Here is a 12,703-nt window from a genome sequence, read left to right on the forward strand (position 1 = left end):
GCGGGGTGGAGTGGCTCACCGATCGTGCCGCCGTCTCCCGCACCGCTGGCCAGGACGGCTGCGACCGCTGACTCGCCCGGTGCCGACAGCGGTCGCAGTAGACGGCAAATTCCTGCCTGGCGCGATCCGCGCCGACGGCCGCCGCTTCCACCTAATCTCCGCTCTGCGCGACGACGGCATAGTGCTCGCCCAGCGTGAGATCGACACCAAGAGCAGCGAGATCCCCGCGTTCCACTGCTGGAGCGGCTGGACCGGACCGGCGCGATGGTGAACTTCGACGCGCTGCTGACCCACACCGACCGCGCGAAATACCTGGTCGAGGAGAAAGACACGCACTACATCGCCGCGCTCAAGGGCAACTATCCGAGCCTGCACGCGCTGGTGAAGAACCTGTCACAGAAGGAGGTGCTGCTGATGGGCCGCACCCCGGCCACCACTCACGGCCGTAACGAGATACACCGGTGCCCGGGCTGCCGTTCCTGTGCGCCGGCCAGCACCGCAGATCGTCTGCCGACTGCGCACCATCCGCACCGGGAAGGTGCCAATCGAACGCGTCTACACGATCATGAGCCTGACAGCGCACCAGGTGAACGCTGCTGACCTGGCGAAACGCGTTCGCGGGCACTGGACCATCGAGAATCGTGAGCACCATGTCACTGCGGAATCTGGCCATCAGCCCACTCCGCTTGGCCGGGAATTACAACACCACCGAGGGCTTGCGTCATCAAGGGCGGGACACGACCAGGCCGCCAGCCGCCCTCGGACTCACGTGACCATTCCGGCCGATCGCGAGAACGACGGATCCCCGGGTCCAACCGTATAGCTGGCCTCTGACAAGCCGATACGACGGGGAACTACCCGGCTTTGTCCCATACCGCCGAGAGGCCTCTGCCAGTACGCTAGATCCCATGTGACCGAAGGGGGCGGTACATGACCAACGCAACTGATTCGTGGGAGTACGACGCCTTTATCAGCTACGCGCGATTCGACGAACAGACGCGCGGTTTCCTGACGGCCTTCACCACTGTTTTATGCGAGACTTTTCACTCGTTGACCGGTCGGCCGCTGAGGATTTTTATCGATACCGTTCAAATTCCAGTCTCATCATTATGGGAAACACAGATTCTCCACGCTCTGCAGCGCAGTGCGACGTTCATCGCCATTCAATCGCCCTCATACACCACCTCCACATGGTGCGCACGGGAGTGGGACACCTTTCTCACCTTGGAGAAGGAGCGTAGGTTCGAGTACGAGCTACTACCTTACGAATCCCTTGTGTTCCCGGTCCGTTACATTTCCACGGGGCTTGTATCAGCGCCCGGGCCGGATGCCGCCCGAAGAATCAAGGAAGCCCAGACACGGCAGTGTGTGGACCTGACCGGTATCGAACCTCACGACCCACATTTTGCTGCGCGCATCACGGCGCTGGGCCGTGACCTTGTCACCATGCTGGAAAATCTGGCCCCCGGGCAGCGCCCCCGTGCGCAGGACAAAGAGAATGGGGAGTCGTCACTCCGCTTCGGTGCGTCACCAGAGGCCGAGGTCCCTCTTGTCACCACACATCGCGGCCCGGATCAGCGTCGATTTGTCGAACATTTGATCGAGGCCCGATCGGTCACGGTTATCACCGTGTCCGACGACGCGCTGCCGGATCTCATAGAGGAAGCAGCGTTCCGGAAGGCGCGGACCGCCGAGGGATTCTGGGATCACCTGCACGTGGTTTTCCCCGATAATTCCGTGCTGCCATTCATCAATGACGGCCTCAGCGCAAGCTTCCCCGATCGAAATGCTGCTCTCGTGGAGCGCAAGTACCGTGTTTGGCAAGTGCGTCGGCGCCTCATGTCGTTGTTGTTACGTTACGGTCGGCTGGGTCATTGGGCAATTTCGCTCTACCCTTTCGCCCCGCCCTTCATCGGGGCGTTGTTCTCGATGCCCGACGGTAGGCAGAGCGTACAGCTCTCCATTTCCCGACCCAAGCTCGAATCCGCCGAAAACTTGCAGGTAAATTTCGTTGACCGAGTGGACCACTACTTCGAGCAGGCTTTCCGGGAAGTGGTCGAGTCAAGTCGCGAGGAGCATGAGATTGTGCTCGTCGGAGAGCCCTCGCCCAGTACGCGCGAGTTTCGATGCAGTGGAGCGCGGTTCAGACGCAGCGTATTGGTAGACGGCCAGGAAAGCGGAGACTGGCTGGCGGCCCTGGTCGCGATCACGTGGAGGAGGGGCAGATCCGGTGTCGAGCCGCTGCTGCAAATCAACACTCCGCGCACGTCGACCCGAGAGATGGGGAAGATATCCCATGTGAGCGGGTACATCAATCAACGGGATTGCGCTACCCCCGAGTCAGTCGCCGAAACGCCGTCGGATAACTCAGTATTCCTCGTCTCCGAAGTGGCGGCCCGGACGGCTCTCGATCGGGAACTCCTGCAGGACTTCGGAATCTCGGAGTGCGCCAATCGGGCCGAACTGGTCGATGCCCTCAATTTCTATTACCCAGACAAGGAGAACCTATTCTTCTACCTGTTCGAGCAGCAACTCCCCAACGAAGCGAGATATACCGCTGAATCACAGATGCTCCCATGGAGGATGGACGATCTAGTGACCATCAGGGAACACCAGGTGTACTCCAACGTTCTGTCGGTCTGCAGGAACGAGTCACTGGAATCCACTCAGCGCGACGCCGTCGTCCACGTTCTCTGCCTGAATCTGCGTCTCCATGGGAGACACGATGCCGCAGAATCCCTTGCCAGAGAGATGAGCGGGCCAAGGGTGTCCGACGAACTGCTCGCACGGTTCTCCGCCGCCCAGGAACAGACCAAGCGTTCCAGACGCTCAGCACAAAAGACGATCTACATCACTGGAATCGCAGGACTGCAGTATCGAGCATTCTTCACGCATCTGGTACCGACTTACGAGCGCATAGGAATACCTGGCGCCCACGATCTACTGTCCGCGATCCATGCCGACGCATCGAGAGGGAATGCACTTGCGGAGCTAGCCGAAACCTACGACAACCGCGAATTCATGGAATCTCTTCCTCTGGAAGTATAGCGATAGGGAGGCCGAGTGCCGGAAATAAGGGAATTTTTCGATGCCTCTTATGGCAACTCCGAAAGATACTGGTGGCGGCAAGCCCACCGGTATTCAACCGATCCCGACGACCACCCTGCATCGCTCATGACCCAGTCGATACTGCGCTGGGCGCGTCAGAGGCCACCCGGGCGTGCCCTCGACATCGGTAGCGGGGAAGGCACCGACGCCATCAGACTCGCCCTCCTCGGATGGCAGGTCGAGGCTGTGGAACTGAGTCGCGTTGGGGCCACCAAAGTCCGCCGCTTCATGCGTGAGGTCGGGGTCGAGGTGACGATGCACCACGCCGACATTCGCGATTTCACACCTGCCCACTCCTTCGACCTCGTCGTGTGCAACGGCGTCCTGCACTACATCAAGGACAAGTCCGCAGTGTGCAAGCAGATGCAGGACATGACAACGTCAGGTGGCATGAACGCCGTGTCGCTATGGAGTACGTTCAGTCCCGTTCCCCAGCCACACCAAGTGGTCCCGACTTTTCCCGATGACGAGCAGGGTGCCGTCGTGGGCGCATACAGTCCATGGCGGAAGGTCCTGCTCTATCTGGAGAGAAACAAACAGGAAGCCAGTCATCACGATATGGGCGAACACGCCCACAGCTTCATCAAGATGATCGCGGAGAAGCCGTTCGAGGCGAGCCGCTCATGATGGATCCTGAACGGCTTTCAACGCCTCGGCAACCATGGGAAGCGATCGGTCGACGAAACTCGTCACCAGCATCGCATCTCGCTCCCGGCTGAGCCGGTCGAGACTAAAGTGCTCCACACGCGCGACTTCGGCCTCTTCAATCTTGATGGGGCCGTCGTACGAGCCGAGGAAGACTCCAACCATCTCACGGTCAGCCTCTGAATAGAAGTTTCCCACTCGTTGGCACTTTGTTTCGATACCGAGCTCTTCGTGGAGTTCCCGGTGCGCGGCCTCCTCGTAGGTCTCGCCCGCATTTACATGGCCGGCCGCCGCCCCCGACCAGTACAAGGGGTAGGCGCGTTTCGTGGCAGCGCGCTGATGCAGCAGCAGCTCCCCGCGAGCATTGTGCAGCATCACAAACGCGACACGACAGATCAGCCCTTTTTCTTCGATCTCGCTCTTCTCGGCTTGTCCAATGACCTCGTCGTCCGTATTGACGATATCTCGCATTGATCCTCTTCGAGGTGGTGAGTCAACGGCCCGGCGTGCGTTCGACACGGCGCAGCCTAGCAGTGACAGATGGTCAACATTCATGGATCGCCTCCGTCTTGATGTCAGGAAGGAGCGGTAGGCGTAGACGGCAGCAGGCACTCCGCCCACACCGTCTCTCCCCCAGGCCGGAAGGGGCTCCGGCAAGATTTTCGTAGGCGTAGATCATCCCGATCCGGTGGTCGACCGGTCCGCATAGAGGCGGTGGAGGTGGGCGATCAGGACGACTCGGTGGCGGAGGAAGGGGACACCGGAGCGTCCTGCCATCAGACGCTTCTGGAGTTTGACGTCGGTGATGCGGCCTTCGTTGGCGCCGGAGTTGTAGGTGGTGGCAATCCCTTGGGCAACGGTTAGCGGCGGGGGGCGCCAGTCCGCTGTGGGAGAGCTCGTCAAGCCAGAACGGCAGGCATGAGGCGTCGCGGCCTTCGAGTATGCCAGCGAACCAGGTCGTAGGTGAGCTTGGGTTCCGGACAGTGCCCGAGGAGCCGGTGCAGGCGGTGGGAGACATGAAGGCCGCGGTGGTCCGGGTGGGTGGTGATCCAGCGTTCGGCCTCGCGCGGAGAAGCCGGGCGCTCGCGGGGCTGATCCAGGGGCAACCCGCGTAGCAGGGGTGCGACGGCCACCTTCACGCGCTGATAGTGGTCGAGATATCCCTTGCCAAGGAGTTCCTGGTAAAGATTCTTGGCACTGTGTTCGCCCTAGTCCAAGCGTTGTTGCAGGTGGTCGAGATGGGGGTCCAGGGCAGGGCTGTTCCAAAGTCCTTTGATCTCCGTGTAGTTGCTGGTCATGGGGCCAGGCCGAGGAGGTCGAGGGGGCGGGTGAAGGGCTGGTAGGACATCTCGCGGAGTCCGGCGGCGATGCTGGTGTGGCCGTGCTCGCGGAGCTTGTTGATGGCGAGGTTGCGCAGGGTGGCCATGTTCTCCGGGCCGTATCCGGTGCGGACTTGGGAGCGGTCCTCGTCGAAGGTGACATCGCGGACGAAGTGCAGCCGGTTTTCGATCACTCACTGCGCTCTGGCGAGCCGGGCGATCTTCTCCGGGGACGCCTGGCGGCTGGTGAGATCGGTGATCACGTAGACGGCCTCGCGGGTCCGCTTCCCAGTCTTCAAGCTGGTCCGGTGCCGGGTGATCCTCGCGACCTGCGCGGCGTGCGGGAAGTCCAGCTCATCGGCGGTCAGCGCCTGCACGACCCGGGTCTCCTTGCGGCCGTGGCCCACGGTGCGGTCGTAGTAGTTCGCGGTGGCCTGCTTCCAGGGCAGGGTGCGCAGGTGCTCGTGGAGCGTGGGCCGGTTCTTCTTCACGGTGAGCGCGTAGTGCGCCTCCTTCTCCTCGACCAGGAAGACTGCGTGGTCGCGCTGGGTGTGCAGACCATCGGCGGTCACCACGACACCCGTCAGGTCGAACGGCGCCAACAGGGCCGCGAAGCAGGTGCTCTCATTCGTCTTGTCCGGCACTCGCAGCTGGGTGACGGTAGGCCGGTACTGGTCATCGCGGCGAGCAGGTGCGCGGCTGGTGCCCCGTCGTGGCGCGATCCGCGGGCGCTCTTGCCGTCCGCCGCCAGCGACTCCACCCCCGCCGGATCCTGTCCGGTCAGATCGGCCAGCCCTCCCGGGCAGACGGTGGACACGATCCGGCGGATCGTCGATCTGCTGGGCGCGATCCGCACGTTCAGTGAGGTCAGCGGGCGCGCACCACATCGGGCCAGCGTCTGCTGCGGGGCGCTGCGGGCCCACTGCCCGATCGCCGCGTACGACAGAGCACCCGCCGCCACGGCCGACGCGGCGATCAGCAGCACCGCCACGAACGGGTGACGCCGGCCCCGACGGCACCGCGGATCCGGGAGCCTGACCAGCCACTCAGCCAGCAACAGTCCCGAACGCCCAGTCAGCACAGGCGACTTGACGAGACAGACACGGGCAGACTGACGGCACATCGAGGCTCCGGTTCTGGACGACGACTTGTCAGGGTCATCCGTCCACAAGGGGAGCCTCGATCCCTTCGTACCGGCCCCGTACGCATCGTCATCATGCCGTGACCAGCAACTTCACTTGATCAAACCGGACTTTGAAACAGCCCTGAGGCACGTCCCGGCAGCCCAAACCTCATGGCCTCTGCGAGATAGGCTCACAGAATTCTCGCCCGAGCATTCGATTCATAACTCACAGGCGCACCAAAATTACCATGACGTAGGGATAATCATGAAAATGCGCTAAAAGGGGGATGCGGATTCGGGCCCGGCACGCATACCCTGACCACTCCGCCACATAACTGGATCACCCTGTACGGCAGCGGAGGGTATCGACCTCATGACCGGCGTCCTACCTGCTCTCCTTCTCACTACCTACATCGTTGGATTCCTTCTCTGCATCGGCGTTGCCGTCGACGTGATCACACGGCACCCCTATGACTGGATGCGAACAGGATCGAGCCAGAAGTTCCGAATATTTTTGATCTTTGCACCACTGGTGACAATCATATTTCCCATCGGCCTCGCGACAGGTATCTTCTATCTTAGAAAAGTACGCCCCCTGCTGACCCTTAATGCACGTGTCGTAGTCAGCAAGGGCTGGCCAGCCGTACCGAGAAGGCCGATTATGGGCTTGAACTGGGCTTGGCACGGGCTTCGGACCTCACGAAAAGTGAAAGCCATCCTATCCGTGGGAGGCGCCTTTTTTCTTGATTCCCTGATTGTCTATGCGCCTCATACCCAGGAGAGCACTTCACGATGGTCCACCTACGCCGCCCTTGTGTTTCTGTGGCCCATCTTCTTCTTCGCAAGCTATCTAGCTCTCGGCTTTGCTCAGATACTCTTGCATCTCAATATGGGCGTTCCATTCTTTAATTCGAATGAATCATTAGCCTCGAATCAAATGCAGGTTTTGGAACAAAAGGAGTACGATCGTCGAGCCTCCGAGTTCCACAAGCGCCAATTTCCTCAGGCGGGCTGGAACCAGAAGCCATGGTAAACCGGCTCATGACGAGATGTGACAATTCCCGCTACCGGTGGAGACCTTCCGTGCAGCCAGTTCCTCGGTGAGGTTGGCCTGGTAACTCAGGGCTGTTTCAAAGTCCGGTTTGATCAAGTGAAGTTGCTGGTCACGGCATGATGACGATGCGTACGGGGCCGGTACGAAGGGATCGAGGCTCCCGTTGTGGACGGATGACCCTGACAAGTCGTCGTCCAGAACCGGAGCCTCGATGTGCCGTCAGTCTGCCCGTGTCTGTCTCGTCAAGTCGCCTGTGCTGACTGGGCGTTCGGGACTGTTGCTGGCTGAGTGGCTGGTCAGGCTCCCGGATCCGCGGTGCCGTCGGGGCCGGCGTCACCCGTTCGTGGCGGTGCTGCTGATCGCCGCGTCGGCCGTGGCGGAGAAGATCGCCCGGCTCGCCAGAGTGCAGTGAGTGATCGAAAACCGGCTGCACTTCGTCCGCGATGTCACCTTCGACGAGGACCGCTCCCAAGTCCGCACCGGATACGGCCCGGAGAACATGGCCACCCTGCGCAACCTCGCCATCAACAAGCTCCGCGAGCACGGCCACACCAGCATCGCCGCCGGACTCCGCGAGATGTCCTACCAGCCCTTCACCCGCCCCCTCGACCTCCTCGGCCTGGCCCCATGACCAGCAACTACACGGAGATCAAAGGACTTTGGAACAGCCCTGGGGTCCAGGGTGGAGGGACGCCCGGGTGAACGTTACTTGGCTCCTTAGAACTCCTAACGAAATGAGTGTTGGAGAACGGTAGGCTCGGTGGGCATGAGTCAGAGCGGTTCGCAAGCGGCGGCATTCTTCCGAGACGTCCGCCAAAGCAGCGTGGTCTGGCTTGTCCGGGACGACGACGGAAGTCCGACTCACCTCTCTGCGGACGGCACGCGAAGTCTTCCCTTCTGGTCGACCTCGCCCCGCGCCCAGAGGGCAGCAAAGATCTGGGGGCATGGGCTCCGCGTTGAGTCCATGCCCTTGGACACCTGGTGCGATCGCGTACTGCTCGATGCCGCCCGGGATGGACTCGTGATCGGCATCAACTGGAGCGGGCCGCGCCTGGTCGGCTGGAGCTTCACCCCAACGAAGTTCTTAGCCGGCTATCGGCGGCTCACACAATGACCTGAGTTCTCAGTGGGTGATCAGGCAGCAGGCGAGCTTGAGGAAGGCTTCGTGGATGTCGGCTCGTCTTTCCCAGCGGATGCGGAGCTGGCGGAATCCGTGTAGCCAGGCGATGGTTCGCTCGACCACCCACCGGTAGGTGCCCAGGCCGGTCCCGTGCAGGGTTCCGCGTCGGGCGATGGTGGGAACGATGCCGCGGGCGCGGACCTGGTCGCGGTAGACGTCGTGGTCGGCGAACTTGTCGGCCTCTGTTCCCAACAGCCTTACAGCCGGACCGAGCTCGCGGACTTGTGGGGCTGACTGAGTGGTCAGCCCACCGAGGAGCTGCGGTGGGGCTGCAAGACGCTCATGGCACTCGGGCTCGGTGTCGGCCTCGATTCCCCGGAGGTCATCCGGGTGCGCGTCCACGACGTCCGCAGAGCCCCAGGAGGTGGCGGCCCGGTCGTCGTGGTCACTCGCGGCCCCCGGAAACGGGAGATCCTCTGCCGCCGCCCTTGGGAAGGCGTCCTGGCCTCCGCCGCCGACCGTCTCGACACCAGGGGTGCCGCCCAGTATCTGTTCCGCCCCAACTGCCACAGCCGCGGCACCAACACCGTCACGAACTTCCTGGCCCGCGCCCAGCCCAGCCCAGCCCGAACGTCCCTCGCCTGGTCATGGGCCGTCTCAGGTCGACGTGGTTGGTCGAACTCTTCGAAGAGCGGCTTCCCATCACCGTCATCGTGGCGGCGGCCGGCGTCGACACCCTCCACGGCCTCTCCCGCATCCTGCCGTTTCTGAGCGCCGTCCCTGCCGAAGAAGCCGCCCGCTTGCTCCGAGGCAGCCAATGACAGCGCCACGCAGTCTGTCCAGCGATCGCCACGAGCGCCTGCTGGCGATGCGCGCCGAGCGCAGATGCATTGACGACGCCGACGTCGAGACGGCGATCGGGGAAGTCGACAGCAGCCAACTCGTCCCGCTGCTGGAGGAGTTCGTCCACCTCCCGCGCGGCCGCCGCCGCACCCTGCATCTCAGAAGCCTCCTGATCGGCCTCTACCTCTGCACCCAGGACACCGTCGGCAAGATCGTCCTGGAACGGGTCACCGACATCCTGTACTTCCGTATCAGCCCACAACTGCGCGCCCGGCTCGACATACCCGAGTATGAAGACCACGACCGGGGATTCGAGGCGGCCTACGCCGTTGTCCGACGTCTCTTTCACTCGATGAAGGATGCGATGAACCCCTCCCCGCTGCCACCCAACGGGCACCTCCCACGCGAGAAGGCCAACGCACTGGCGGCGGCGGCTGACGTCGACGACCTGGGGGAGCGGGAGCGACGGTTGGCACTGTTCACCGAGTTCGTGCTGGACGCCTCCGTGCGCCCACTCCACGATCTGCTGGGGGAACTGGCAGAGGTCTCCCTGGGCGTGGACGCCACCCCCGTCCGCACGTTCTCCCGCGGTCGTCGTACGCAGGGGCCCGAGCTCGCCACCGCCCCCGACGCCGGCTGGTACGTACGCGACGGCGACCACCGAGACCCGGACGCGCCGGTGTCCGACGCCATGCGCCCGCTTCCGTCGCCCGCCAAGAAGGGCAAAGCCAAGACTCCCCCGGGCAAGAAGAAGACGTCGCTCAAGAAGAAGTATCTCTTCGGCTACGACGCCCACCTCATTGTGACCCGTGACGCCGAACACGACGCCGTGCTCCTCGACGACGGCACCCCGAACCCCGAAGTCCTCCCGGTCCTCGTCCTCGGCGTCGCCCTCGACAAGCCCGGCCAGCGCCCCGCGTACAACGGCGTGAAGGTCCTCAACCGGCTCCACGAGCGGGGATACAAACCCGGCTACCTTGCCGGCGACCGCGCCTACAACAACTCCGAGCCCGAGGACTGGCAGCTCCCCGTCCGCGCCATGGGTTTCAAGCCCGTCTACGACTACCGGGCTGACCAGCTCGGGAGGCAGGCCGGAACGCAGGGCGCGATCCTCGTCGAGGGCCGCTGGTACTGCCCGTCCATGCCAAAGCCCCTCATCAACGCCACCATCGACCTGTACGCCGAGCGCATCGACCGGGAAACGTGGGTCCGGCTGATCGCCGCCCGCCGCGGCTACCGCATCATGCCGAAACAGAACGCCGACGCCGATGGCTACCAGCGGATGATGTGCCCCGCCGAAGCGGGCAAGGCCCAGTGCCCGAACAAGCCCCACACGATGGGCCGCGGCACCCAGCTCCCGCTCGTCGATCCGCAGCCCACGCCAGCGGGGTCGGTCAAGGTCTGCCGCCAGCGTGCCATCACAGTCAGTCCAGAAGCCGGCGCGAAACACTGGCAGGCCCTGGAGTACGGCGGCCCGGAATGGCAGAAGATCTACTTCCGGCTCCGCAACAGCGTCGAGGGATACAACGGCTACGCAAAGAATCCACTGGCCGAGGGCATCGAAGCCGCTGGTTCACGCCGTATCCGCGGCATCGCGGCGCAAACGATCCTGCTGGCCTTCCAGCTGGCCCACGCCAACCGCCGAAAGATCAAGAAGTGGCTTGAGACGCTGGCGCTCGGCGGCGAACGCCCCCGCCGCCGAACCCACCAGAGGCGGAAGAACAAAGAGCCCGGCGGCTGGACACCCACCGGCCATCTAGTGCCGGCCGCCTGAGCCCGCCGGCACCACCCCAGCAGCACCCCGGAGAACAATCAGCAGCACAAAGAGCAGGGCCCCGACCGTGAGAAACCTCACCGCCGGGGCCCTGCCACGTCACCGTCCACACCTCGACCCACCGCAACAACGAGAAACGGGCCCCACCAGGACTTTCGTCACTGGTGAGAACCCGTTTCGTCGGTTTCTCCTGGTGCGCGAGGGGGGAGTTGAACCCCCACGCCCTTGCGGGCACTGGAACCTGAATCCAGCGCGTCTGCCATTCCGCCACTCGCGCATTCTCTGTGTCGTCCGTCTCCCACCAAGTGGTGTGAGCGCCTGCCGACATCGAGAAGATTAGCACGCTGATCGGGGTGGATTCACATCCCTTTCCCGGGGCCCGCGCCCCCGTGCGGACCGCGCCCGCACCCCCGCGAGACGACGTCCGCACCCCTCCCGGACAGGGGCTCCCGCCCAGGCCACCTCCCCCGCACCGGGTACAGCGACGGCCGCACGTTTCAAGCAGAACCGGTTCACGTATCAACCTCGTACCGGTCCTGGGCATCTACCCAGGAGCAGGACAGCCCGCACAGTCAGGTGCGGGACACTGGTCGCGGACCGCCTCTACGATCCTTGGCAGGAGTAGCGCCCGCAGGAGTTCGAAACGGCACCGCGCAGGGAACTCGGGAAGGGACTCCGGAAGCCGTCGACACCCGTCGACCGGGCCGACAGGGGGAACCAGCCGATTTCCCGACGCGTGGATACGATCAGTAAGCAGTACGAGCACGACCAGCGCTACGAGCAGCACCCGCAGCACGAGCAAGACCCGCAGCACCAGGATGACGACAGCAAGCTGTACCAGGACGGCTACGAAGGAGGAGGTGCCCCATGGGAGTCCTGAAGAAGTTCGAGCAACGTCTCGAAGGTCTGGTCAACGGCACCTTCGCCAAGGTGTTCAAGTCCGAGGTCCAGCCCGTGGAGATCGCCGGAGCGCTCCAGCGCGAGTGCGACAACAACGCCACGATCTGGAACCGCGACCGGACCGTCGTACCCAACGACTTCATCGTCGAGCTGAGCACGCCGGACTTCGAGCGCCTCAGCCCCTACTCGGGGCAGCTCGGCGACGAGCTCGCCGGCATGGTGCGTGACTACGCGAAGCAGCAGCGCTACGCGTTCATGGGCCCCATCAAGGTCCATCTGGAGAAGGCCGACGACCTCGACACCGGTCTGTACCGGGTGCGCAGCCGTACGCTCGCCTCCTCCACCAACCAGCAGGCCCCGGAGCGCGCCCCCGCGGCGCCCGCCCCGGGCAGGCCCGGCGCCTACGGCTATCCTCCGGCCGCCCAGCCCGCAGCAGCTCCGCCCATGCCGGCCGCCCCGCCGCCCGGCGTCCGCGGCGGACCCGCGCCCATGGGCCAGCGGCCCACCGCGGCACCGGGCGTGCAGCCCGGCGGCCGGATGCGGCACTGGATCGAGGTCAACGGCGCACGCCATCAGATCTCCCGCCCGACGCTGGTGCTGGGCCGCAGCACCGAAGCCGACGTGCGGATCGACGACCCCGGCGTCTCGCGCCGGCACTGTGAGATCCGGACCGGAACGCCCTCTACTGTCCAGGATCTCGGGTCCACCAACGGCATCGTGGTGGACGGGCAGCACACCACCCGCGCTACGCTCCGCGACGGCTCGCGGATCGTCGTGGGCAGCACCACCATCATTTACCGGCAAGCCGAAGGGTGAA

Annotated in this window: 15 protein-coding genes, 1 tRNA gene and 2 pseudogenes; 11 read left to right on the plus strand and 7 right to left on the minus strand. The window is 63.8% G+C overall.

The window, feature by feature from the left end:
* Positions 1-79 precede the first annotated feature (79 nt).
* The 4 genes from OG246_RS08670 (at position 80) to OG246_RS08685 (ending at position 3,735) form a co-directional block, all read left to right on the plus strand.
* Entirely contained in the window at positions 80-271 is a 192-nt protein-coding gene (locus tag OG246_RS08670; protein WP_266458266.1) for a hypothetical protein, read from the plus strand.
* Positions 265-600 carry a hypothetical protein gene (locus OG246_RS08675; RefSeq protein WP_266458268.1) on the plus strand — a complete coding sequence of 112 codons (336 nt, stop codon included), beginning with the start codon at positions 265-267 and terminating at the stop codon, positions 598-600. The genes OG246_RS08670 and OG246_RS08675 overlap by 7 nt, the downstream gene beginning before the upstream one ends.
* A gap of 330 nt (positions 601-930) precedes the next feature.
* Entirely contained in the window at positions 931-3,048 is a 2,118-nt protein-coding gene (locus OG246_RS08680) for a toll/interleukin-1 receptor domain-containing protein (protein ID WP_266458271.1), read from the plus strand.
* 15 nt (positions 3,049-3,063) lie between these two features.
* Positions 3,064-3,735 carry a bifunctional 2-polyprenyl-6-hydroxyphenol methylase/3-demethylubiquinol 3-O-methyltransferase UbiG gene (locus tag OG246_RS08685; RefSeq protein WP_266458274.1) on the plus strand — a complete coding sequence of 224 codons (672 nt, stop codon included), beginning with the start codon at positions 3,064-3,066 and terminating at the stop codon, positions 3,733-3,735.
* Here OG246_RS08685 and OG246_RS08690 read toward each other — a convergent pair.
* The 5 genes from OG246_RS08690 to OG246_RS42870 all read right to left on the minus strand — a co-directional run bounded on the left by OG246_RS08690 (position 3,730) and on the right by OG246_RS42870 (position 6,195).
* The gene (locus OG246_RS08690; RefSeq protein ID WP_266458277.1) at positions 3,730-4,224 is read right to left on the minus strand and encodes an NUDIX domain-containing protein; all 495 of its coding nucleotides are present in this window, start codon (positions 4,222-4,224) and stop codon (positions 3,730-3,732) included. The two genes, OG246_RS08685 and OG246_RS08690, sit on opposite strands and share 6 nt — an antisense overlap.
* 204 nt (positions 4,225-4,428) lie before the next feature.
* Positions 4,429-4,656, minus strand: coding sequence for a hypothetical protein (locus tag OG246_RS08695; protein ID WP_266458280.1), 228 nt, complete (start codon positions 4,654-4,656; stop codon positions 4,429-4,431).
* Positions 4,657-5,047: 391 nt separating this feature from the next.
* Positions 5,048-5,266, minus strand: a complete 219-nt coding sequence (locus tag OG246_RS08700) for a hypothetical protein (protein WP_266458283.1) — start codon at positions 5,264-5,266, stop codon at positions 5,048-5,050.
* A complete protein-coding gene (locus OG246_RS08705) occupies positions 5,267-5,716 on the minus strand; it encodes an ISAs1 family transposase (protein ID WP_266458284.1) in 450 nt (149 codons plus the stop codon).
* The gene (locus OG246_RS42870) at positions 5,656-6,195 is read right to left on the minus strand and encodes a transposase family protein (RefSeq protein WP_353962472.1); all 540 of its coding nucleotides are present in this window, start codon (positions 6,193-6,195) and stop codon (positions 5,656-5,658) included. Before OG246_RS42870 ends, OG246_RS08705 begins: the two co-directional genes overlap by 61 nt.
* 373 nt (positions 6,196-6,568) lie before the next feature.
* Here OG246_RS42870 and OG246_RS08715 point away from each other — a divergent pair, with 373 nt between their 5' ends.
* From OG246_RS08715 to OG246_RS42875, 3 genes and pseudogenes are all read left to right on the plus strand, one after another.
* The gene (locus OG246_RS08715; protein WP_266458288.1) at positions 6,569-7,228 is read left to right on the plus strand and encodes a hypothetical protein; all 660 of its coding nucleotides are present in this window, start codon (positions 6,569-6,571) and stop codon (positions 7,226-7,228) included.
* Between the two features lie 436 nt (positions 7,229-7,664).
* Positions 7,665-7,880, plus strand: a pseudogene (locus tag OG246_RS08720) (ISAs1 family transposase); the annotation flags it as partial.
* 135 nt (positions 7,881-8,015) lie between these two features.
* On the plus strand, positions 8,016-8,363 hold the full coding sequence (locus OG246_RS42875; RefSeq protein WP_353962473.1) for a DUF2750 domain-containing protein: 348 nt from the start codon (positions 8,016-8,018) through the stop codon (positions 8,361-8,363).
* A gap of 9 nt (positions 8,364-8,372) precedes the next feature.
* Here the strand turns inward: OG246_RS42875 and OG246_RS08725 are convergent.
* Positions 8,373-8,609, minus strand: a pseudogene (locus tag OG246_RS08725) (transposase); the annotation flags it as partial.
* Positions 8,610-9,040: 431 nt separating this feature from the next.
* Here OG246_RS08725 and OG246_RS08730 point away from each other — a divergent pair.
* Positions 9,041-9,190 carry a hypothetical protein gene (locus OG246_RS08730; RefSeq protein ID WP_266458290.1) on the plus strand — a complete coding sequence of 50 codons (150 nt, stop codon included), beginning with the start codon at positions 9,041-9,043 and terminating at the stop codon, positions 9,188-9,190.
* Positions 9,187-10,986, plus strand: coding sequence for a hypothetical protein (locus OG246_RS08735; RefSeq protein ID WP_266458293.1), 1,800 nt, complete (start codon positions 9,187-9,189; stop codon positions 10,984-10,986). The genes OG246_RS08730 and OG246_RS08735 overlap by 4 nt, the downstream gene beginning before the upstream one ends.
* A 191-nt stretch (positions 10,987-11,177) precedes the next feature.
* On the opposite strand, the gene OG246_RS08740 is transcribed toward OG246_RS08735, so the two are convergent.
* Positions 11,178-11,263: transfer RNA gene (locus OG246_RS08740), tRNA-Leu, on the minus strand.
* Positions 11,264-11,722: 459 nt separating this feature from the next.
* Between OG246_RS08740 and OG246_RS08745 the strand changes: the two genes are divergently transcribed.
* Both OG246_RS08745 and OG246_RS08750 read left to right on the plus strand, forming a co-directional pair.
* Positions 11,723-11,866, plus strand: coding sequence for a hypothetical protein (locus tag OG246_RS08745; RefSeq protein ID WP_266458296.1), 144 nt, complete (start codon positions 11,723-11,725; stop codon positions 11,864-11,866).
* A complete protein-coding gene (locus OG246_RS08750; protein WP_266458299.1) occupies positions 11,854-12,702 on the plus strand; it encodes a DUF3662 and FHA domain-containing protein in 849 nt (282 codons plus the stop codon). The genes OG246_RS08745 and OG246_RS08750 overlap by 13 nt, the downstream gene beginning before the upstream one ends.
* The last annotated feature ends 1 nt before the right edge of the window (position 12,703 follow it).

The organism is Streptomyces sp. NBC_00620, from assembly GCF_026341825.1.
GTDB lineage: Bacteria > Actinomycetota > Actinomycetes > Streptomycetales > Streptomycetaceae > Streptomyces.